Source organism: Martinezella calliandrae, from assembly GCF_030272695.1.
In the GTDB taxonomy this organism is placed as follows: Bacteria; Pseudomonadota; Alphaproteobacteria; order Rhizobiales; family Rhizobiaceae; genus Rhizobium; species Rhizobium calliandrae.
This window is the reverse complement of the sequence record NZ_JARFYN010000024.1, coordinates 33,534-56,477: the sequence shown is the minus strand read 5'-3', so window position 1 is coordinate 56,477 and position 22,944 is coordinate 33,534. Positions and strand designations below refer to the sequence as shown.

At 60.6% G+C, this 22,944-nt stretch carries 15 protein-coding genes and 2 pseudogenes; 13 read left to right on the top strand and 4 right to left on the bottom strand.

Annotated features, from left to right (window positions below; genetic code table 11):
• Positions 1-81 precede the first annotated feature (81 nt).
• From PY650_RS18985 to PY650_RS18955, 7 genes are all read left to right on the top strand, one after another.
• Entirely contained in the window at positions 82-3,573 is a 3,492-nt protein-coding gene (locus PY650_RS18985; RefSeq protein WP_285881094.1) for an indolepyruvate ferredoxin oxidoreductase family protein, read from the top strand.
• Between the two features lie 83 nt (positions 3,574-3,656).
• The gene (locus PY650_RS18980) at positions 3,657-4,820 is read left to right on the top strand and encodes an isovaleryl-CoA dehydrogenase (protein WP_285881048.1); all 1,164 of its coding nucleotides are present in this window, start codon (positions 3,657-3,659) and stop codon (positions 4,818-4,820) included.
• Positions 4,821-4,856: 36 nt separating this feature from the next.
• Complete coding sequence (locus tag PY650_RS18975; protein ID WP_285881047.1) at positions 4,857-6,464, top strand: carboxyl transferase domain-containing protein; 1,608 nt, start codon at positions 4,857-4,859, stop codon at positions 6,462-6,464.
• A 10-nt stretch (positions 6,465-6,474) separates the two neighbouring features.
• Positions 6,475-6,858, top strand: a complete 384-nt coding sequence (locus PY650_RS18970; RefSeq protein ID WP_285881046.1) for a RidA family protein — start codon at positions 6,475-6,477, stop codon at positions 6,856-6,858.
• Positions 6,859-6,866: 8 nt separating this feature from the next.
• A complete protein-coding gene (locus PY650_RS18965) occupies positions 6,867-8,855 on the top strand; it encodes an acetyl/propionyl/methylcrotonyl-CoA carboxylase subunit alpha (RefSeq protein WP_285881044.1) in 1,989 nt (662 codons plus the stop codon).
• Entirely contained in the window at positions 8,852-9,721 is an 870-nt protein-coding gene (locus PY650_RS18960; RefSeq protein ID WP_285881043.1) for a hydroxymethylglutaryl-CoA lyase, read from the top strand. The genes PY650_RS18965 and PY650_RS18960 overlap by 4 nt, the downstream gene beginning before the upstream one ends.
• Positions 9,718-10,500: a crotonase/enoyl-CoA hydratase family protein gene (locus PY650_RS18955; RefSeq protein WP_285881042.1), complete on the top strand. Its 783-nt coding sequence runs from the start codon at positions 9,718-9,720 to the stop codon at positions 10,498-10,500. Before PY650_RS18960 ends, PY650_RS18955 begins: the two co-directional genes overlap by 4 nt.
• A 5-nt stretch (positions 10,501-10,505) precedes the next feature.
• Here PY650_RS18955 and PY650_RS18950 read toward each other — a convergent pair whose 3' ends face one another.
• The 3 genes and pseudogenes from PY650_RS18950 to PY650_RS18940 form a co-directional block, all read right to left on the bottom strand.
• Positions 10,506-11,879 carry a TIGR03808 family TAT-translocated repetitive protein gene (locus PY650_RS18950; protein ID WP_285881041.1) on the bottom strand — a complete coding sequence of 458 codons (1,374 nt, stop codon included), beginning with the start codon at positions 11,877-11,879 and terminating at the stop codon, positions 10,506-10,508.
• A gap of 409 nt (positions 11,880-12,288) precedes the next feature.
• Positions 12,289-12,583, bottom strand: a pseudogene (locus tag PY650_RS18945) (transposase); the annotation flags it as partial.
• A 7-nt stretch (positions 12,584-12,590) separates the two neighbouring features.
• Positions 12,591-12,760 (bottom strand): annotated as a pseudogene (locus PY650_RS18940) (IS110 family RNA-guided transposase); the annotation flags it as partial.
• Between the two features lie 451 nt (positions 12,761-13,211).
• Between PY650_RS18940 and PY650_RS18935 the strand changes: the two are divergent.
• From PY650_RS18935 to PY650_RS18910, 6 genes are all read left to right on the top strand, one after another.
• The gene (locus PY650_RS18935) at positions 13,212-15,530 is read left to right on the top strand and encodes a sensor domain-containing protein (protein WP_285881040.1); all 2,319 of its coding nucleotides are present in this window, start codon (positions 13,212-13,214) and stop codon (positions 15,528-15,530) included.
• 94 nt (positions 15,531-15,624) lie between these two features.
• Entirely contained in the window at positions 15,625-16,197 is a 573-nt protein-coding gene (locus PY650_RS18930) for a TMEM175 family protein (protein WP_285881038.1), read from the top strand.
• Between the two features lie 52 nt (positions 16,198-16,249).
• Complete coding sequence (locus tag PY650_RS18925) at positions 16,250-17,020, top strand: carbon-nitrogen hydrolase family protein (RefSeq protein ID WP_285881037.1); 771 nt, start codon at positions 16,250-16,252, stop codon at positions 17,018-17,020.
• A 28-nt stretch (positions 17,021-17,048) separates the two neighbouring features.
• Positions 17,049-18,059 carry a ligase-associated DNA damage response exonuclease gene (locus PY650_RS18920; RefSeq protein ID WP_285881035.1) on the top strand — a complete coding sequence of 337 codons (1,011 nt, stop codon included), beginning with the start codon at positions 17,049-17,051 and terminating at the stop codon, positions 18,057-18,059.
• Positions 18,059-19,696: a cisplatin damage response ATP-dependent DNA ligase gene (locus tag PY650_RS18915; protein ID WP_285881034.1), complete on the top strand. Its 1,638-nt coding sequence runs from the start codon at positions 18,059-18,061 to the stop codon at positions 19,694-19,696. Before PY650_RS18920 ends, PY650_RS18915 begins: the two co-directional genes overlap by 1 nt.
• A gap of 89 nt (positions 19,697-19,785) precedes the next feature.
• Positions 19,786-20,793 carry an alpha/beta hydrolase family protein gene (locus tag PY650_RS18910; RefSeq protein ID WP_285881033.1) on the top strand — a complete coding sequence of 336 codons (1,008 nt, stop codon included), beginning with the start codon at positions 19,786-19,788 and terminating at the stop codon, positions 20,791-20,793.
• A gap of 3 nt (positions 20,794-20,796) precedes the next feature.
• Here PY650_RS18910 and scpA read toward each other — a convergent pair whose 3' ends face one another.
• The gene (gene scpA / locus PY650_RS18905) at positions 20,797-22,929 is read right to left on the bottom strand and encodes a methylmalonyl-CoA mutase (protein ID WP_285881032.1); all 2,133 of its coding nucleotides are present in this window, start codon (positions 22,927-22,929) and stop codon (positions 20,797-20,799) included.
• Positions 22,930-22,944 lie beyond the last annotated feature (15 nt).

Genomic DNA, 22,944 nt, shown 5'->3' with positions numbered 1-22,944 from the left:
CATGCTAACATGACAGAGCGTTTTCATCGGATGCGGTAGGAGGCATTCGGCGAATAGGCGCATGCGCAATTGGTAACTGCGATCTCGGGAGGAGAGCAGATGCTTGCGACCAGTGTATCGCTTGACGACAAATATACAGCAGATGAAGGCCGCGTTTTCATGACCGGCCTGCAGACCTTGGTGCGTCTGCCGATGACGCAGATGCGGCGCGACCGCGCTGCCGGTCTAAACACCGCAGCCTTCATATCCGGTTATCGCGGTTCACCGCTCGGCGGCTACGACCAGCAGCTTCTGAAAGCCAAGACCTATCTCGACGCACATGACGTCACCTTCCAGCCGGGCATCAACGAAGACCTTGCAGCCACGGCCATCTGGGGCACGCAGCAGGTCGGCCTGTCGCCCGGCGTGCGCAAGGATGGCGTGCTCGGCATCTGGTACGGCAAGGGTCCAGGCGTCGACCGCTCCGGTGACGTGCTGAAACACGGTAATGCCGCCGGCACGTCGAAACATGGTGGCGTCCTCTGTTTCGCTGGTGACGATCATTCCGCCAAATCCTCCACCATGCCTCATCAGACCGACCATGATTTCATGTCGGCGGTCATTCCGGTTCTCTACCCGTCCTCCATCCATGAATTCCTCGAATACGGCCTGCTCGGCATCGCCATGTCGCGCTATTCCGGCTGCTGGGTCGGTATGAAGTTCATAGCCGACACGATCGAGACAACAGCGGCCGTCGATCTCTCCGGCGAGAAGCGGCAATTCGTGCTGCCGACCGATTTCGAACTGCCGCCCGGCGGCCTCAATCTGCGCTGGCCCGACCCGCCGCTCGTCCAGGACGACCGGCTACAGACTTATAAGGCCTACGCCGCCATCGCTTTTGCCCGCGCCAATCGCGTCGACGAGATTATTCACGATGTGCCGAATGCCCGCCTCGGCATAATTTCCTCCGGCAAGGCCTATGAGGACGTGTTGCAGGCGCTGCGCGAACTCGAAATCGGCCCCAGGGAAATGGCCGCGATCGGCCTGCGCATCCTAAAAGTCCGTATGCCCTGGCCGCTGGAGCCGGAGGCCGTCAGGCACTTCTCCGAAGGGCTGGACGAGGTGCTAGTCGTCGAGGAGCGGCGTGAGATCATCGAAAACCAGATCAAGCAGCAGCTCTTTAATTGGCGCGCCGACGTCCGCCCGCGCATAGTCGGCAAGTTCGACGAACACGACAAACCCTATCTCAGCCTGTCGGCGGCGCTGACCGTTGGCTCAGTGGCGAGGGCCATTGCCGGGCGCATCGTCAAACTCGACCTCGATTCTTCCCTCCACGATCAGATTGCTGCCAAGCTTGCCTATCTCGCCGAACGCGGCCAGATCAGCCGCACACACGTCGCACCCCTGCAGCGCACGCCGTTCTTCTGTTCCGGCTGTCCGCACAACACGTCGACTCGAGTTCCCGAAGGCAGCCGCGCCATGGCCGGCATCGGCTGTCACTATATGGTCACCTGGATGGACCGCAACACCGAAACTTTCTCGCAAATGGGCGGCGAGGGTGTGCCATGGACGGCAATTGCCCGCTACACCGACGAGAAGCACATGTTCGTAAATCTCGGTGATGGCACCTATTTCCATTCCGGCATTCTCGCCATCCGTCAGTCGGTCGCCGCCAAGGTCAATGTCACCTATAAGCTGCTTTACAACGACGCTGTCGCCATGACCGGCGGCCAGCCAATCGACGGCTATCTGACGCCCCAGCTCTTGACCCGCCAGTTGCACGGCGAAGGTGTCTCGCCGATCTATCTGCTCGCGGAAAATCCTGCGGCCTACTCGTCATCGGACCTGGCTCCTGGCGTCAAAGTTCTGCATCGCGACAATATCAATCAGGTCATGCTGACGCTACGCGAGACCGAGGGTTGCTCGGCGATCGTCTACGTCCAGACCTGTGCCGCGGAAAAGCGCCGGCGCAGAAGCCGCGGCCTATTGGAAGACCCGGCCAAGCGCGTCTTCATCAATCCGGCTGTCTGCGAGGGCTGTGGCGATTGTTCGGTGCAATCCAACTGCATTTCCGTCGAGCCGCTGGAGACGGAGTTCGGCCGCAAACGGCAAATCAACCAGTCGAGCTGCAATAAAGACTTCTCCTGCGTCAAAGGTTTCTGCCCCTCCTTCGTCACCGTCCATGGTGGCAAGCGTCGCAAGCGCGTGGCGCTCGAGCGTGCGGATGCCGAGGTTCCGATGCCCGAGGTGCCTTTGATCGGCGATCGTCCCTGGAACATCGCTATCGCCGGCGTTGGCGGCACCGGCATTTTGACGATCGGTGCGATCCTCGGCATGGCCGCCCATCTCGACGGCAAAGTTCCGATGATCCTCGACATGGCCGGCCTCGCGCAGAAGGGCGGCGCGGTCATGAGCCATCTGCGCATCGGCTACAGTGAGGCAGACGTCACGTCTTCGCGCATCGTCAATGGCGGCGCCCATCTGCTCCTCGCTGCCGACGAAGTGGTCGGCGCCTCCAAGGATGCGATTACGCTCTGCGCGTCGAACCGCACGACGGCCATAGTCAATACCGGCCTGATGCCGGTTGCCGACTTTGTTCGCAATCGCGACTTCGATTTTAAGATTGGCTCGGTGCAGCATGCGATCGCGAAGACCGTCACCGATAAATCCGTTTTCCTCGATTTTAGCCATGTGGCAACCGCGGTTACTGGGGACGCCATGTCGACCAATATCCTTCTGACCGGCTTTGCCTGGCAGCGCGGTTTGTTGCCGCTTTCGCTGCAGGCCATCGAGAAGGCGATCGAGCTGAACGGCGTTGCAGTGAAGGCTAGCCTCGCCGCCTTCCACTGGGGCCGTCTGCTGGCAAGTGATCCGCAATCCGTGCACGAGATGATGACGGAGCCGGATGCCGGAAAGACGCTGGCAGAGATGTGCCTCGACGAGCTGATTGCCCATCGCAAGGAGCATCTGACCGCCTATCAGAACGCTGCGCTTGCCGATCGCTATCACGCCTTTGTCCAGCGCGCCACCGTTGCGGCGGCAAGGGAACGGCTTTCAGACAAGGTGCCTTTTGCCGTCGCCGTCACCTATGCGCGTGTGCTGGCCTATAAGGATGAATATGAGGTAGCGCGGCTGCTGACAGATCCTGCTTTCGAGGCCCACTTGCGCGACGAAATGGAAGGCGATTTCAAGCTGGCCTTCAACCTCGCCCCGCCGATCCTGAGCGGCGAGGACCCGAACGGCCGGCCGAAGAAGCGTGAATTCGGCCCCTGGATATTGCCGCTGCTGCGCCGGCTCGCGCCCATGAAGCGGTTGCGTGGCACTCCGTTTGACCCCTTCGGCTATCTGCCGGAGCGCCGGCTCGAACGCCGGTTGATCAGTGAATACGAGGCGATTGTCGACCGCGTTCTCAACGGTCTGCGCGCGGACAATGAAACGGCGGCCCTAACCATACTGTCATTGTTCGGTGAGATTAGAGGCTTCGGGCTGATCAAAGAGGCTGCAGCTCGCAAAGTCATGGCGCAGATCTCCGAGAAGCTGAAGACCTATGAAATGCCGGAGGAAAAGCGCCACGTTCCAGCCGATGCGGCGTGATGGCGGGCGAGGAGAGAGTATTAACCCAGGAGCTGCATAGCCGCTCTGGATCATCCATCGGAAAAAGCGGGAGGAGAAAGCAAATGTATGCTGGGGGATTGAACTTCGCGCTCGGCGAGGAGATCGAGGCGCTGCGCGAGAGCGTACGCCGCTTTGCCGGCCAGCGTATCGCACCGCATGCCGACGAGTTCGATCGCAACAACGGTTTCCCGATGGGCCTATGGCGGGAGATGGGCGATCTTGGACTGCTTGGAATCACCGCCGACGAAGCATTTGGTGGGGCCGGCCTGGGCTATGTCGCGCATGCCGTCGCCATGGAGGAAATCAGCCGCGCCTCGGCCTCGGTTGGCCTGAGTTATGGCGCCCATTCCAATCTCTGCGTCAACCAGATCAACCGCAACGGCACCGACGAACAGAAGGCGCGCTACCTGCCGAAGCTGATTTCCGGCGAACACATCGGCGCGCTCGCCATGTCCGAGCCCGGCTCAGGCTCCGACGTCGTCTCGATGAAGCTTCAGGCTGAAAAGCGTGGCGACCGCTATGTGTTGAACGGCAGCAAGATGTGGATCACCAACGGCCCGGATGCCGACGTTCTGGTTGTCTATGCCAAGACCGCGCCAGATGCCGGCCCGCGCGGCATCACCGCTTTCCTGGTCGAGAAGGGTTTCGAGGGTTTCTCGGTAGGCCAGAAACTCGACAAGCTCGGTATGCGCGGCTCCGCCACCTCCGAGCTGGTTTTTATCGATTGCCAGGTGCCGGCGGAGAATGTGTTGGGTCAGATCGATGGTGGCGTCCGCGTGCTGATGTCCGGCCTCGACTATGAGCGCGTTGTCCTGTCCGGCGGCCCGCTCGGCATCATGGCCGCCTGCATGGATGTCGTGCTGCCCTATCTACATGAACGCAGGCAGTTCGGCCAGCCGATCGGCGAATTCCAGCTTATGCAGGGCAAACTTGCCGACATGTATGTGACGATGAATGCCGCCCGCGCCTATGTCTATGCGGTCGCCGCCGCCTGCGATCGCGGCGAAACCAATCGCAAAGACGCTGCCGGCTGTATCCTCTACGCCGCCGAGAAAGCGACTGCCGTGGCGCTCGAATGTATCCAGGCCCTCGGCGGCAATGGCTACACCAACGACTATCCAGCCGGTCGGCTGTTGCGCGATGCCAAGCTCTACGAAATCGGTGCCGGCACCTCCGAAATCCGCCGCATGTTGATCGGGCGGGAGCTGTTTGCCGAGACCATCTGATTTTGAATTTTCACGCCCGATTTTTGGTGATGCTGCATGACCGTCCTGAAATCACAAATCTCAATGCATACGGACCGTTTCAGGGACAATCGCGCCGCGATGCTGGAGGCGATCGGGGTGACCGAGGCGGCGGCCTTGCGGGCGGCGGAAGGTGGCGGCGTTCAGGCGCGTGAGCGGCATGTCAATCGCGGTAAGATGCTACCGCGTGACCGGGTGGTCGGACTGATCGATCCGGCGACGCCTTTCCTCGAAATCGGCGCGACGGCCGCGCACGGCATGTATGGCGATGAAGCGCCGGGTGCCGGGCTGATCGCCGGGATCGGCCGCGTGGTCGGTCGCGAATGCATGATCGTTTGCAACGACGCCACCGTGAAGGGCGGGACCTATTATCCGATCACGGTAAAGAAGCATTTGCGGGCGCAGGAGATCGCGGCGGAGAACAGTCTCCCCTGCCTCTATCTGGTCGATTCCGGTGGAGCCAACCTCCCCAACCAGGACGAAGTCTTTCCGGACCGCGATCATTTCGGCCGCATCTTCTACAATCAAGCCAATATGTCGGCTGCGGGCATTCCGCAGATCGCCGTGGTAATGGGTTCATGTACCGCCGGCGGAGCCTATGTGCCGGCCATGTCCGACGAGACTATCATCGTCGAGGGGCAGGGGACGATCTTTCTAGCCGGGCCGCCGCTGGTCAAGGCTGCCACCGGCGAGGTGGTGTCGGCTGAGGATCTCGGCGGCGGCGATGTGCACACGCGCCTTTCCGGCGTCGCCGACTATCTGGCACGGGATGATGCCCATGCGCTTGCCTTGGCGCGGCAAGCCGTCGCCAATCTCAATCGCCACAAGCCGACGATTGTCGAGCTGTGCACACCGGAGCCGCCGCTCTACGACCCGGAGGATATTCTCGGTATAGTGCCCGCCGATCTGCGCACTCCCTACGATGTGCGCGAAGTCATCGCGCGCATTGTCGATGGCTCGCGCTTTGATGAATTCAAGGCGCGCTATGGCGCGACGTTGGTCTGCGGCTTTGCCCATATCCACGGCATCCCCGTCGGTATCATTGCCAACAATGGCGTTCTGTTTTCGGAATCGGCGCTGAAGGGGGCGCATTTCGTCGAGCTTTGTTCGCAGCGCAAGATCCCGCTGGTCTTCCTGCAGAATATCACCGGCTTCATGGTCGGCCGGAAATACGAAACCGAAGGCATCGCCAAGCACGGCGCCAAGCTGGTGACGGCCGTGGCGACGACGAATGTGCCGAAAATCACCATGTTGGTCGGCGGTTCCTTCGGCGCCGGCAATTACGGTATGGCCGGCCGCGCCTATTCGCCACGCTTCCTCTGGACCTGGCCGAACAGCCGCATCTCCGTCATGGGCGGAGAACAGGCGGCCGGCGTGCTGGCGACGGTACGCGGCGAGGCCCTAGCCCGTTCCGGCAAGCCATGGACGAAAGAGGAGGAGGCGGCCTTCAAGCAGCCGACCCTGAAAATGTTCGAGACCCAGAGCCATCCGCTCTACGCCTCGGCGCGGCTATGGGACGACGGCATCATCGATCCGCGCAAGAGTCGCAATGTGCTGGCGCTGTCGCTTTCGGCTGCGCTCAATGCGCCAATAGAAGACACGCGCTTCGGCCTGTTCAGGATGTAAGGAGATTGGGATGAAACGCAACATCATCAATGCCAAGAACGCACCCCAGCCGCGCGGCGGCTACGCCCAAGCGGTGAAGCTCGAAAACTTCGAGAAATTGCTGTTCATCAGCGGCCAGATACCGACGACGGCCGACGATGCACTTCCAGACGGATTTCCGGCGCAGGCGCGTCAGGTCTGGCTCAATGTCGACGCCCAGCTCAAGGCCGCCGGAATGAGCAAAGCCGACATCGTCAAGGTCACCACCTATCTCGCTGATCGTCACCATACGCTAGAGAACCGCGAGATCCGCAGCGAATATCTGGGCTCGCTCGCCCCTGCGATGACGGTGGTGATAGCGGGCATTTTCGATACCGCTTGGCTGCTCGAAGTCGAGGTCATCGCCGCGCAATAGGTTTGTCCATGTTTTCGAAGATATTGATCGCCAATCGAGCAGAAATCGCCTGCCGGATCATCCGTACCGCAAGGCAGATGGGCATCCGCACGGTCGCCGTTTATTCCGATGCCGATATCGCTGCACCGCATGTAGGGCTGGCTGATGAGGCGGTCCATATCGGCGCGGCGGCCGCGAGCGAGAGCTATCTCTCGATGGAACGCATTATCGCTGCGGCGCAGCGTTCCGGCTCCGAAGCCATTCACCCCGGCTATGGCTTTCTCTCGGAAAATGCCGATTTCGCGGAGGCAGTCGATGCAGCCGGGCTGGTTTTTATCGGCCCGTCACCGGCCTCGATCCGTGCCATGGGCCTGAAGGATGCAGCTAAGGCATTGATGGAGCGGGCCGGCGTGCCTGTCGTTCCCGGCTATCACGGCGACAAACAGGATGCGGCGTTCCTCGCGGAGCGGGCAACGGAGATCAGCTATCCCGTGCTGATCAAGGCACGGGCCGGCGGCGGCGGAAAGGGCATGCGGCGTGTCGACCGGCCGGAGGATTTCACGGCGGCATTAGATGCGGCGAGGCGCGAGGCAAAATCGGCCTTCGGTGACGATGCCGTCCTGATCGAAAAATATCTAACCCAGCCCCGTCACATAGAAATCCAGGTCTTCGGCGACGGCCATGGCAATGTCGTGCATCTCTTCGAGCGCGATTGCTCTTTGCAGCGGCGGCACCAGAAGGTGATTGAGGAGGCGCCGGCCCCCGGCATGACGGAGGGGATGCGCAGCGCCATGGGCGAAGCCGCCGTCCGCGCGGCGCGCGCAATCGACTACCGCGGCGCCGGAACGGTCGAATTCATTGCCGATGTTTCGGACGGAATGTCGCCGGATCGGTTCTTTTTCATGGAAATGAACACTCGCCTGCAGGTCGAGCATCCGGTCACTGAGGCGATTGCCGGGGTCGATCTCGTCGAATGGCAATTACGGATTGCCAATGGCGAACCGCTGCCGAAATCCCAAGCCGATCTCGCGGTTGACGGCTGGGCGTTCGAAGCGCGGCTTTATGCCGAGGACCCGTCACGGGGTTTCCTGCCATCGACCGGCACCCTCTCGCACCTCAGATTTGCTGATGGCGATGCGCGCATCGACACCGGCGTGCGTCAGGGTGACTGCATCACGCCTTTTTACGATCCGTTGATTGCCAAGCTCATTGTCCACGCCGCAACGCGCCAGGCGGCGCTCGCCAAGTTGACGCGAGCGCTGCAGCACACGCAGGTGGCCGGAACAACAAGCAACCTCGACTTTCTGATCCGCTTGAGCGAGCAGCCGGATTTCGTTGCGGGTCACCCGGATACCGGCTTGATCGACCGCGAGGCGAAGGCGCTGACTGCTGGATCTCCACCGGATGATATCGTGCTTGCCATTGCCGCCCTCATCGAGGCAGGGGGTATGGCGCGATCCTTGGGAGGCGACCCGTGGCAAGCGCTTGGCGCCTGGCAGCTTTGGGCCGAGGTGAGCCGGCCCGTCGCGCTGCATCACGGCGGCGGCCATACGAACTGCCGCGTGATTGCGAAAGGACAAAATCACTTCTCCGTGCATTTTGGTGATCGTGCTGTCGGTATTCGCATCGTCGGTGTCGGCGACGGCATTTGTCACGTGGAGATCGACGGGCGGCAATTAAGTGCCGACTTTTTCCAGATGCTGCACGGCCTGACGTTGTTCCTTGATGGCCATACCCATCATTTCCATCGAACCGACCCGTTGGATGGCGCTGAGGAAGAGGCCATCGGTGGCGACCGGCTGACTGCGCCGATGCCTGGTCTCATCAAGATCGTTCGGGTCCAGGAAGGAGATATGGTGGCGAAGGGTGAGGCACTCATCATCATGGAAGCCATGAAGATGGAGCTGACGCTGACGGCGACACGCGATGGCGTGGTGGAGAGCCTGCACGTCGGCGAAGGCGATCAAACCAGCGAGAGCGCGGTTCTGCTGTCGCTCCGGCCGGAGGACGCAAAATGACCGATCGCCCCTCCAACCACGTCACCATCGTCGAAATGGCGCCGCGGGACGGCCTGCAGAACGAGAAGCGGCTGATCGACACGGTGAGCAAGATCGAGCTGGTGGATCTGCTCTCCGAATGCGGTTTCGAGCGTATCGAAGTCACCAGTTTCGTCAGTCCGAAATGGGTGCCGCAGCTTTCCGATGCGGGCGGCGTGATGGCAGGGATCAAACGGAAGCCTGGCGTGCGCTATGCGGTGCTAACGCCGAATATGCAGGGCTTCGAGGCCGCGATTGCCGCTTGCGCCGATGAGGTGGCGATCTTCGCATCGGCCTCGGAAACCTTTTCAATCCGCAACATCAATTGCTCCATCGCCGAAAGCATCGAACGGTTCCGGCCAGTGGCAGCGGCGAGCCGCGATCGCGGCATCCCGCTACGCGGCTACGTCAGTTGTGTTGTCGAATGCCCCTATGAAGGCGCTGTGCCGCCGGCGAATGCCGCAAGCGTCGCCCGTCAATTGCAGGAGCTCGGCTGCTACGAAATCAGCCTTGGCGACACGATCGGTAGAGGCAAGCCGGAGGCGGTGGACAGCATGCTGGAAACCGTGCTTGCCGATCTCCCCGCCACGATGCTGGCCGGCCATTTTCACGATACCTCCGGCCGGGCGCTGGACAATATCGGTGTAGCCCTGGATCGGGGTCTAAGGGTATTCGACGCTGCCGCCGGCGGTCTCGGCGGCTGTCCCTTCGCGCCCGGCGCCAAAGGCAATATCGATACCGCGGCGGTTCAGCATTATCTGATATTGCACGGCTTCGAGACCGGTCTCGATGAGGAAAAACTTGCCCACGCCGCCGCCTTTGCCAGCAGCCTCAGGAGCGTCGCATGACATTGCAAACAATCCATATCGCTATCGGGGAGCACGGCGTCGCACGTCTAACTTTGGCGCGCCCGGAAAAGCATAATGCCCTATCGGCCGAGATGATCGATGCCCTGACCGAGGCCGCTTACGATCTTGGCCGAAATGCGAGCGTGCGCGTCGTGGTCCTTACCGGCGAAGGTGCAAGCTTCTGTGCCGGCGGCGATCTCGGTTGGATGCGCGCGCAGTTCGACGCCACCCGTGCCGGGCGCATCGCCGAAGCCCGTCGGCTGGCCATGCTGTTCAAGGCCTTGAACGAATTGCCGAAGCCGCTGATCGCCCGGGTGCATGGCAATGCCTTCGGTGGCGGTCTCGGCATCCTCAGCGTCTGCGATATGGCGATAGCCGCGGCCACCGCCCGCTTCGGCCTGACGGAGGTTCGCCTCGGCATCATCCCGGCAACCATCAGCCCCTTTGTGATCGCTCGCATCGGCGAGGCCAAGGCCCGCCCGCTCTTCCTCTCCGGCAAGATCGTCGACGCCTGGCAAGCCCATGCTGTCGGATTGCTGACCCGCGTCGTTCCCGAAGACGCGCTCGACGAAACCGTCGAGTCCGAAATCCGCCACTTCCTCGCCGCTTCGCCGCAGGCCGCCGCGCGGGCCAAAGCATTGGCCCGTTCTCTCGGTATGCCGATCACCGACGAACTCATCGACCGTGTCATCACACAACTGGCCGATACGTGGGAAACAGAAGAAGCAAGGGAAGGGGTGGCAGCATTCTTCGAGCGGCGGGAGCCGAGCTGGAGATAGGAAGTCTAGGCCAGCCTATTGTTCTCTATGGTCAATTGTGGAAACTCTTGACCACCGGTCGACGTCAAGTCGCCGGAAGCCGGTTTGTCCCAACGAAAGCCGATGATGGCGCCCTTTGTCGTTTCTTGGAACAGATTGTCGGAAATGACAGCCGCACCGGCGCCGTCGACGACGGAGACGGCGCAGCCGATAGGGGCTCGGCGGATGATGTTGCCGGTGGCGACGAGGTTGCGGAGATAGGGACCCCAGCCGAGTTTCAAGCCCCAGAGCGGGGCATTTTCGATAAGGTTCGAAGCAATCAGCGTTTCGGCTTCGGCCGAGATCCCGATGCCGAAACCGCTCTCCTGAGCGTAGGGTCCTGTCAGCGACAGGTTGCGGATGATATTGCCGGTGACGCTGGCGAGCCGGCCGCCCTTGTCGAAATTGGCGATCGCGATGCCATTCGCGGCGCCGTCGACGAGGTTGTTGCTGACCGCGGCGCCTTCGAACTCGAATTCGCAGAAGATTGCCGTTTCGGCGGAGCGCAGGCATTGATTGCCTATAATCTGCACGTCCGATGCCGAATTGGCGCGCACGGCGGTAAAGGCGCAATCGGCGATCTGGTTGCCGGAGACCAGAACTCCCCCGGCACGAAAAATGTTGATGCCGTTGCCGTTCTGGCCGGTGCCGCCACCATTGGCGCCGATGCGGGCGATGCGGTTGCCGGTGACGATGCTGCCATCTGCGCCCTTCTCCCAGCGGTGGACGAGGATGCCGCCGTTGCCGCAATCCTCGACCGCATTGGCCGTGATCGTCAATCCGGCCGATTGGACGGAATATAGGCCAGCCTCTGCGGCGCCCGATATGCGGCTGCGTTCGATCCGCCCGCCGCAGCGCTCCAGTTGCAGCCCATGTTTGCGGCTGCCGGCGATTTCGCAATTATCAATAAGGACTTCGTTGACGCCGTTAAATTGCAGCAACCCGCCGGCATAGTCGGCAAGCCACCGGTTGCCGCCATCGAGAACGAGGCCGGACAATTCGATGCGTTTGGCTTTGTCGGCGCTCATCAGATGGCCCTCGCCGCCATAAACGAGCCGCGATGCGCCGGGAATGCCGGTGATGCGGGTATTGTCGGGCAATATGAGGTTCGAGACGCTATAGTTGCCCGGCGGGAGGAAGACCGGCGCGTTGTTGCGCGCGGCGTTGTCGATCATCGCCTGGAGCTTGCCGCTTTTGATATCGTTGGCGCCCGGCGTCGCCCTATAGGCGATCGCATCGATCGGTCCACGCATCTCGGCGCCCGCGATCTCGGCGAGCGGTGCCGTACGGGCGCGTTGGGCAAATAGGCCGGCCGCGGCCGAGGCGGCGATATAGGCGATGAACGCGCGGCGCTGGACCATTGATTGCTCCAATGAAAGAACACAAGGGGTAAAGCGCCAGCATTTGCGGGCATTTCCTTGGGTTCGGTTGTTCTTTGACCGGCAACTTCGCCGATCGGCTAAATCTCTTCCGTCCGCAGGAGTTGTCCTTCGGCTCTCGAACCAGTCTCCGTCTGTGGACGCCCCGTTGAATAGAAGAATAGTTTTTGGGTATCACGCGCGAAGTCGGGTGCTGACATCTGTCCGGCCTTTGGTGCGACCGTTCATCTGTCGCTGGCCCGTATGGGAGTTCGCGGACCGGGCTCCAAATCAATGCGGCGTGCTGGAAGCACTCCGGAGGCTCCTGGCTTTCCCGACCCCGTCTCATCGACTGTTGCGCCATACCTTCCGTTTGACCTTCCTACATCTCGACGACCTCTGGCCGGGCGGGTTATGCCGCCACAGCTGGAGCTTTATAGACGCCGCCCTCTGCCATAAGTGCCCACACGATGCGGGCCATCTTGTTGGCGAGAGCGACCGTCACGAGCATGGGTGGCTTACGGGTAAGTATGTGCCCGAGCCACGAAGCTTCTGGGGTGCCGCGCCGGCGAGCCTGCCGCACCACGGCGTTCGCGCCGATGATGAGCAGGCGGCGAAGTGTTCGCTCTCACCATCTTCGATGTCTCGCCGAGTTTTTGCTTGCCTCCAGTGGATCGCTGCAACGGCGTCAATCCCAACCAGGCGCGCAATGGCAACCCGCGCCTTGTTGGTTCCTCCGATCTTCAGATGCTTGTATTGGACGCGGCCGGGTTGCCGAACAGGTCACCGACCTTCTTCAACTGCGCCGTTTGCTCCGGATAGCGATCGAACACCGTGACGATGCGGTTCTTCGTCTTCGTGCGCAGCCGCACGTTAAACATCTTCATAAGAGGCAGTCATGCTTCCAACTCCCTTGTTGAGATCTGCAAAACCCCAACAAGGTAAGCCGACAGGCTTGAAGTGTGACGTGCCTCCATCATCACCTGCATCTCAGTGATTCGTTCTCTCTCCGGGTGCGGCCTCTTTCAAGCCGCCTCACATGGGAATGTCCGCGTCAAGTCAATCATAACAAATCAGTCCTCTTCACAGTATCGGCTCCAGGAGTCGTCCTTTCCGAAGCATAAAATGTGCCACGCGAGTCTGTGCCGATATGGCACGGAAAGAGGCTTATTTTCGCGACGGTGGGCCTCCGCTTTCTCAGATGTTCGCCCTTTTATTCTTTCATTCACCCATCCGCTTAAGAGGCTTGAAGGGAGCGCGAACTATACTGATCGCGTTTCGGTTGTGACATTTGAGAAAAGTCGCGCCTGCGGCTGCAATGGGAGAATGCGCATCATGAATAAGCCGGCCCTTCAGCACGCGCGGACAGGCGAGCGCGGTCGGACGCTCGATATCGAGACGGAGCGTCTGTTGGCTGCGACGGAGGCGCTGATGGCCGCGAACGCGCACCACGTCGCCGATGGCATCGAGCAACTGCGCCTCAAGGCGATCGTGCATGAACTGCCGGATTTTCTCTTCGTCAAGGATCGCGAAAGCCGCTTCGTCTTCGCCAATGCCGCCACGGCAAAAAGTCTCGGATTGGAAAGAGCAAGTGCGCTCACTGGCAAGACCGATTTCGATTTGATACCGCTGGATCGAGCGACGAAATACTACCATATCGAGCAGGAAATCATCGCCACCGGCAAGCCGCGGATCGATATGGAGGAGGTCATTCCCTCCGCGAGCGGTGGTAACCCGAACTATCGGCTGACCTCGAAGTTACCACTACGCAACGGCCATGGTGAGGTGATCGGTCTGATCTGCACCTCGCGCGATATCACTGAGCGCAAACGCCAGGAGCATCTGCGCCGTAGCCAGGCCGAGCTATTGGAAATGATCGCCAAGAGCGAGCCTCTGGAGATGATCCTCGAGGCTCTGGTATTGATGGTTGAAGACCAAATGGCCGACATCAAAGGGTCGGTGCTGCTGTTGGATCACGAAGGCATACATCTGTCCCATGGCGCCGCGCCCAATTTGCCTGCCGCCTACAGCCGCTTGATCGATGGTATTGCCATCGGCCCGAAAGTCGGCTCGTGCGGGACCGCCGCCTGGCGCGGCAAGCCGGTTTTCGTCAACGACACGCAGACTGACCTCCTCTGGGAGGATTTTCGCGGGCTTGCCGCGCAATTCGATCTGCGTTCCTGTTGGTCGACGCCGATCAAGACCTCGCAGGGCAACGTGCTTGGCACTTTCGGGCTCTATTCCAGCACTGTGCGCGAGCCGACTGAACGGGAGATGGAGCTGATCGCCATGTCGACCCACATCGCTGGCATCGCCGTCGAGCGCAAGCGGGCCGAAGATCGCATTTATTTCATGGCTCACCACGACGATCTGACCGGTCTGCCGAACCGCGCCTTTCTCAAGGAGAACATGGCGAAGATCCTGTTCAAGGCCCGGCGCAATGGCCGCAAGGTGACGGTCGCCTATGTCGATCTCGACAATTTCAAGCAAGTCAATGACAGCCGCGGCCACAGCGCCGGCGATGAGCTGTTGAAGGAGCTGACGACGCGTATGGTCGACAGCCTGCGGGCCTCCGACATGGTGGTGCGCCTTGGCGGCGACGAATTCCTGCTGGTCTTCGTCCACCAGTCGCGGCACGACACCGGCATCACGCGCCGACTGCGTGAGCTGCAAAAAGCGATTACGCAGCCGGTGGTAATCGGAGATATTGAGGTTTCCGTGACAAGCAGCATCGGCGTCGCGGCGTTTCCCGCCGACGGCGAGACGCCCGAGGAGCTGATCGCCTGCGCGGATGCGGCCATGTACAAGGCCAAGGAGCATGGCCGCAATCGGCTGCAGTATCATACCCATAAGCCGAACGCGGCGGGTGTCATGCCGTTGAGCGAGCAGGAGGAATTGCGCAACGCCATCGGCGCCAATCAGTTCTTCGTGGAATACCAGCCGCAGGTGGATGTCGCGAGCGGCCATATCGTCGGCGTAGAAGCGCTGGTGCGTTGGCGGCATCCGCGTCATGGCATATTGCCTCCTGGCCAATTCATCCCGCTGGCGGAAGAATCTGGGCTGATCATTCCGCTCGGCTTGTTCGTGCTCAACGAGGCCTGCCGGCAGGCCAAGGAGTGGCAGGTGATGGGCCTGCCCCCGGTCACGATCGCCGTCAATGTTTCGGCCCGGCAGTTCAGCGATCCGGCGCTTGCCGCCCATGTCACCGAAGCACTAGAGGCAAGCGGTCTCGGCCCGCAATGGCTGGAGTTGGAGTTGACCGAAAGCACGCTGATGCATGACGTGCCGCGCGCCTTGCATGTGATGCTGGCACTGAAGGCGCTTGGTGTGCGCCTGTCAATCGACGATTTCGGCACCGGCTATTCCAGCTTGGCGGCGCTGAAGACTTTCCCCTTCGACCGTCTCAAAATGGATCGCTCCTTCGTCGAGGCGTTGCCACGCGACGAGACGACCGTCGCCATCGCCTCCGCCGTCATCTCGCTCGCGCGCCGGCTGCGCCTCGCCGTCGTCGCGGAAGGGGTGGAGACGGACGAGCAGCTCGAATTCCTGCGCGTGAGCCGATGCCACGACGCCCAGGGTTTCTATTTCTCGCGTCCAGTCGGAGCCGGGGAGATCGCGATGCTTCTAACAAGTACCTGTGACCGCCTTGCTTGAACACATCCGTATCTGCTGTAATCCTGCCTCCCTGCGCTGGCCCTGGAGTCGATTCCATATTGGGGTCCACGCGAAGAAGAGGGGAAGCCGATTTATGGGCAAGGGGCGCATCGAGGCCTTTTCCGATGGCGTGATCGCCATCATCATCACCATCATGGTACTGGAATTGAAAACGCCGCACGGCGAGGGGCTGCAGGCGCTCGTGCCGCTGATCCCGACACTGCTTTCCTATGTGCTGAGCTTCATTTATGTCGGCATCTACTGGAACAACCACCATCATATGTTCCAGGCGGTGAAGCATGTCAGGGGCGGCGTGCTTTGGGCCAATCTGCATCTGCTTTTCTGGCTGTCATTGATGCCCTTCGCCACCGGCTGGATGGACGAAAACAACTTCGCCATGACTCCCGTGATGGTTTATGGCTTCATCTTGCTGATGTGCGGTGTCGCCTATTACATCCTCAGCCTGATGCTGATCCGCGTGCATGGCAGGGATTCAGATTTCGCCAAAACGCTCGGTTCGGATCGTAAGGCCACACTTTCCGTCTGCCTTTACATCCTCTCGATCATACTTGCCGCTATTAACCCATTCATCTCCCTCGGAATCTATTTCATCGTCGCCTGCATATGGCTGGTGCCGGATCGACGGTTCGAACGGATGATGCAATAGTGGAGCGGGTTTCGCGCTGTGGGCGACTCAGGAACCGTGCTAGTCCTTCGATATGCGGGTTGCAGCCTTTCAACGTCTAGCAATATTCGATGCCGTCGATAAGGTCGCGGATGTACTTGCGCGCGACCTGGCATGGGCGGACGAGCAAGGCATCGATCTCGCGCTTTTCCCCGAATGCTATCTTCAGGGACATAGCTACAAAGCGGCAACTGCCAGGCGGCGCGCACTATCTCTCGATGATCCTGCCTTGAATACCCTAGTCGGCCGATGCGCGTTAGAGAAGACAACCGCGATCATCGGCCTTTTCGAGCGGCGAGGAGAGTCGATCTACAACAGCGCGATCGTCGTCAGGGCCGGGCGGATAGATGGGGTCTACGCCAAGGCGCATCCGCAGGAAAGCGGCTGCACACCCGGAACTGATTTTCCAGTTTGGACGCTGGGCGATTGGCGCTTTGGCATCAATATCTGCGCCGATTTGAGATACCCTTATACCTCGACTCGTCTCGCCAGAAATGGCGCTGGGCTGATCTGCAACCCCATCAATCTGATGCTGCGGCCTCGCAAGGCGGAAAAGTGGCACCAGCCGGGAATATCGGGCCTGCAAATATGCGCTAAGCATACTAGATGTTGGGTCATTGCATCAGACGTTATCGGTAGCAATGATGATGGCTGGTTCAGCTACGGTAGCAGCGCGATCGTCGATCCGAACGGTGTTGTCGTGGCAAAGGCGAAGCCGCATAGCGAAGATGTCCTCGTCTTTGATTTGCCTGATCGACAGCCAGAACGCGGATTCGATCAAAAAGCCCCAATGATCGCTACATAATTGCACAAATCACGCTATCCTTTGCCTTATGAGACCAGATCAACTGCTTTATCCCGCGCCTGAAGGGCTGTTCTGTCCGATCGGCGGCTTTTATGTCGATCCCGTGCGACCGGTTGAGCGGGCGCTGGTGACGCATGGCCATTCCGATCATGCCCGCGCCGGCCATGGTCGAGTGCTTGCCACGCGCCAGACGCTGGACATCATGCGGATACGCTGTGGTGACGGGTTTGCCGGATCCGAACAGGCCGTCGGTTTCGGCGAGCAGCTGACGATCAATGGCGTGCGGGTACGGTTTCATCCGGCTGGTCACGTGCTCGGTTCTGCGCAGATCGCAGTGGAGAAGGATGGGTTACGCATCGTCGTATCCGGCGATTACAAGCGGCGGCCGGACCCGACCTGCGCGGCATACGTCCCTGTTGCCTGCGATGTCTTCATTACCGAGGCGACGTTCGGACTGCCGGTGTTTCATCATCCCGATCCGATGGACGAAACCAAAAAGCTGCTTGCATCGCTCAGGCGATTTCCGGAGCGCACCCATCTCATTGGCGCCTATGCGCTCGGCAAGGCGCAGCGTGTCATCCGGTTGCTGCGCGATGCCGGCTATGACAAGCCAATCTATATTCACGGCGCGCTGGAGAGCTTGTGCCGCTACTATGCGGGGCAGGGCATCGCTCTCGGCGAGTTATTGCCGGCAACGATCGAAAGCCGGGATCAGTCGATCTTCAAGGGTGCAGTCGTCGTCGGGCCGCCCTCCGCTTTCCAAGACCGCTGGGCGCGGCGGTTCCATGACCCGCTGCCCGCCTTCGCGTCGGGCTGGATGATGGTGCGCCAGCGCGCCAAGCAGCTCGGCGTCGAGCTGCCGCTGGTCATTTCGGATCATTGTGATTGGCCGGAGCTGACGGAGACCATTTCGGAGTTGAACCCGCGCGAAGTCTGGGTCACCCACGGCCGCGAAGAAGCCCTGGTGCGCTGGTGCGAATTGCAAGGCATCTCGGCCAAACCTCTGCATCTAATCGGCTATGAAGACGAGGGCGACTGATGAAAGCCTTCGCAGACCTCCTCGATCGACTGGTGCTGACGCCGAGCCGCAATGGCAAGCTGAAACTGCTCACCGACTATTTCAGCGATACGCCCGACCCGGATCGCGGATACGGTCTTGCTGCAATCGCGGGTACGCTGGAAGTACGCAACGTCAAGCCCGCCATGCTGCGCGACCTCGTGCTAGAACGCATGGACGAGGTGCTGTTTCGCTATTCTTACGATTATGTCGGTGATCTCGCCGAGACGATCTCGCTGGTCTGGGACAAGGAAAGCGATATCGTTCGCCCGGCGGGCGAGCAGCCGAAGCTCGGCGACGTCGTGCGCCGGATGAATGCGCTGGGGCGTACGGAAGTGCGCAGTTTCGTTCGCGACCTGCTCGACCGGCTGGACACGTCAGGCCGTTTTGCCTTTCTGAAGCTTACCACCGGCGCGCTGCGCATCGGCGTGTCGGCGCGGCTTGCCAAGCAGGCTTTGGCGGAGCTGAGCGGCAAGGACGTGACCGAGATCGAAACGCTGTGGCATGGACTACAGCCCCCTTATGAAAGCCTGTTCCAATGGCTGGAAGGCAGTAGTGACAAGCCTGTGCTGGCGACGCCGGCGATCTTTCATTCCGTCATGCTCGCCAATCCAGTCGAGCCTGGCGATCTCAGTGGACTCGATCCCTTGGACTATGCGGCCGAGTGGAAATGGGACGGTATCCGCGTCCAGCTTTCGCGAGCGGCTGCGACGAGCAAGCTTTATTCCCGCTCTGGTGACGATATATCCGGCGCTTTCCCGGATATCGTCGACGCTTTGAGCTTCGAGGGCGTGGTCGACGGCGAATTGCTGATCGGCGGTACGGCGCGCTCCAACAGCCCGACGCGTACCTTCTCCGACCTGCAGCAGCGGCTGAACCGCAAGACGGTGACGGCGAAGATGCTGGAGGAATATCCCGCCTTCATCCGTGCCTATGATCTGCTGTTCGATGGCCAAGAGGACGTCCGTGGCCGCGGCTTTATCGACCGGCGCCGGCGGCTGATGGAGATCATCGAGGCCGCACCCCGCGATCGTTTCGATCTCTCGCCGCTGGTCGATTTTACCTCCTGGGAGGAATTGGACGAATTGCGTTCCTCTCCGCCCGATCCCGTTATCGAAGGCGTCATGATCAAGCGCCGCGATAGCGCTTATCTCGCCGGTCGCGCAAAGGGGCCGTGGTTCAAATGGAAACGTGATCCGTACAATGTCGATGCGGTGCTGATGTATGCCCAGCGCGGCCATGGCAAACGTTCGAGCTATTATTCCGATTTCACCTTCGGCGTCTGGTCGATGACACCGGAGGGCGAACAACTGGTGCCGGTCGGCAAAGCCTATTTTGGCTTCACAGATGCCGAGCTGGAAGTGCTCGACAAGTTTGTGCGCGACAATACCATCGATCGTTTTGGCCCGGTGAGAGCGGTCAGGGCGGATCGCGATTTCGGCTTTGTTCTCGAAATTGCCTTCGAAGGAATTAACCGTTCGACGCGCCACAAATCCGGTGTCGCCATGCGTTTTCCGCGAATTGCTCGTCTGAGACCCGACAAGCCGCCCTATGAGGCGGATCGGTTGGAAAATTTGGTGGCGCTAATTGACGCGAAGGCTCCCGCTGTTGATGAATAGGCTAGGTTGATTCCTCACCACAATGTGAATTGGCGGCGCCTTTCAACCCGTGCAGATTTCGATTCGCCGGGCATACTTGGACAAAGCATATGACAAGGTCTGAAGACAACGCATTCCGCCCCAGTCGCCGTACCGTTCTTGCCGGTCTTGCCGTAACAATGTTAGCTCCCAACATCGCTAAGGCTACCGAAACTAAGGTCCTCGATGCCAAGGCGACCGAGACTAAGACCACCGAGACCAATGTCGTGGATCCGAAGGCCGCTAAACCTGCAGACGCGCCAGCCGATCCGCCGCTTTTGACCGGTGATTATGCCAAGGAGCGCCACAAGTTTCGGACCGATCTCCTGAACAAGGGGCCGGCACCTGACAAATATGAACCGCTGGTCGCGCCCACTGGCGCCGAACAGATTTTCTATCGCAGCGGCTTGGGAGGTGAACTGGAGCTCGTCGCTTGGGTGTCGCGCTATGAGCGTACGCCGAAGCCGAAGCCGGCGGTGCTGTTCCTGCACGGCGGCAACGCCATTGGTCAGGGCCACTGGCTGCTGATGAAGCCTTATATCGATGCCGGCTATGTCGTCATGATACCATCGACGCGTGGCGAAAACGGCCAGAAGGGCAATTTCTCCGGTTTCTACGACGAAGTTGCGGACGTACTGGCCGCATCCAATCGCCTGCGCCATCTGCCGGGCGTTGATCCGCACCGCCTGTTCCTTGCCGGCCACAGCGTCGGCGGCACGCTGGCGATGCTTGCGGCGATGTCAAGCAAACGCTTCCGCGCGGCCACTCCTATGTCAGGTAATCCGGATGCCTTCGCCTTCTTCCATCGTTATCCGGAGGATATCCGCTTCAACGCAAAGAACCCGCGCGAATTCCAGATGCGCTCGGCGATCTGCTACGCCCACAGCTTCAAATGCCCCTTGAAGGTGATGCACGCCAACCAAGAGGCCAACATCGAACCCCGATTGGCGCTGCTCGCCAAACGCGCCCTTGCCGGTGGGGTAAAGATAGAACTGGCGACGGTTCAGGGCAGCCACAATTCCGCGGTGCAGGGAGAAATCGAACAGAGCATCCAGTTTTTCAGGAGTGTGGCTGCGTAAGAGTTAGCGCATCAGCCGATCCATTAGCACCGCTGCCGCTTCCGCGATAACAGTCCCCGGCGGAAAAATCGCGTCGGCGCCGGCCGCTTCCAATGCTGCGAAATCCTGGGGCGGGATGACGCCGCCCACGGCGATGAGGATATTGCCAGCGTGGCGGCGGGTGAGCGCTTCCTTCAGTTCCGGCACCAACGTCAGATGGCCGGCAGCAAGCGAAGAGGCGCCAATGATGTCAACGCTTTCCCGAACCGCGAGATCGGCGACCTCTTCCGGCGTCTGGAACATCGCGCCTACGACGACCTCGAAGCCCAGGTCCGCGAAGGCAGTGGCGATGACCTTCTGGCCGCGATCATGGCCGTCCTGCCCCATCTTCGCGACGAGGATGCGCGGCTTTTCGCCCTTTGCCTTGCGGAACGCTTCGACTTTGGCGACGGCCCTGTTGAAGAGAGCATCGGCGATGCCGACTTCCTTGCGATAGATGCCGGATATGGTTCGGATCTCCGCGACATGCCGGCCATAGGCCTTTTCCAGCGCCAGCGAAATCTCGCCGACCGTAGCTCTCGCTCGCGCCGCCTTGACGGCGAAATCCAACAGATTGCCGCTGCCGTTGCGCGCGGCGTCGGTCAGCGCCTCTAACGCGGTCTCCACGGCCGCCGTCTCGCGCGTGCCCTTCAACTGCTGGAGTTTTGAGAGCTGCCGCGCGCGGACCTCGGAGTTGTCCACCTTCAGCACGTCGACGTCGATGTCTTGTTCCGGTCGTGAGAAATTGACGCCAACAACGGTCTGGTGGCCGCTGTCGATGCGGGCCTGCGTCTTGGCGGCCGCCTCTTCGATACGCAGCTTCGGAATGCCCTTTTCGATTGCTTTCGCCATGCCGCCGAGCGCTTCGACCTCTTCGATATGGGTGAGCGCACGAGCGGCCAAATCATGCGTCAGTCGCTCGACGTAGGTTGAGCCGCCCCAGGGATCGATGATTTCGGTCGTACCGGATTCTTTCTGCAGCAGGATCTGCGTGTTGCGGGCTATGCGGGCCGAGTGGTCCGTCGGTAGAGCAAGCGCTTCGTCGAAGGAATTGGTGTGCAGGGATTGCGTGTGGCCCTGCGTCGCCGCCATGGCTTCGACCATGGTGCGGATGATGTTGTTCATCGGGTCTTGTGCCGTCAACGACCAGCCGGACGTCTGGCAGTGGGTCCGCAACGCCAGCGATTTCTCATCCTTCGGCGCAAAGTTCTTTTGCATCAATGCGGCCCAGATCAGACGGGCTGCACGCATTTTGGCGACTTCCATGAAGAAATTCATGCCGACCGCCCAGAAAAAGGAGAGGCGCGGCGCGAAGCTGTCGATATCGAGCCCCGCGGCTACCCCGGCGCGGGCATATTCGATGCCGTCGGCTATTGTATAGGCGAGCTCCAGGTCCGCCGTCGCACCGGCCTCCTGCATGTGATAGCCAGAAATCGAGATGGAGTTGAATTTCGGCATGCGCTGGCTGGTATAGCTGAAAATATCCGAAACGATCCGCATCGAGGGCTCTGGCGGATAGATGTAGGTGTTGCGGACCATGAACTCCTTGAGGATGTCGTTCTGGATCGTGCCGGAGAGCTTGTCCTCGCAAACGCCCTGTTCCTCTGCGGCGACGATATAGAGCGCCATCACGGGTAGCACCGCGCCGTTCATAGTCATCGACACGCTCATTTCGCCAAGCGGTATGCCATCGAAGAGTTGGCGCATATCGAGAATGGAATCGATCGCCACCCCGGCCATACCCACGTCGCCGGCGACGCGCGGATGATCGCTGTCATATCCGCGATGGGTGGCAAGATCAAAGGCGACCGAGAGGCCCTTCTGACCGGCCGCGAGATTGCGGCGGTAGAAGGCATTCGATTCCTCGGCAGTGGAGAAACCCGCATATTGGCGGATGGTCCAGGGTTGCTGGACATACATAGTCGGGTAGGGGCCGCGCACAAAGGGGGCCGCGCCGGGATAGGTGTCGAGGAATTTCAAGCCGGCAAGATCGGCCGTGTCGTAGACCCGCTTGACGGCGATATCTTCCGGGGTTTGCCATGAAGGTGCGTCGGTTTTCGGTTTAGACGCTTTCGGCTCTTGCCATTCGAGGTTAGCGAAATCGGGGACGCAGGTCATAGCGCGGCAGCCTCC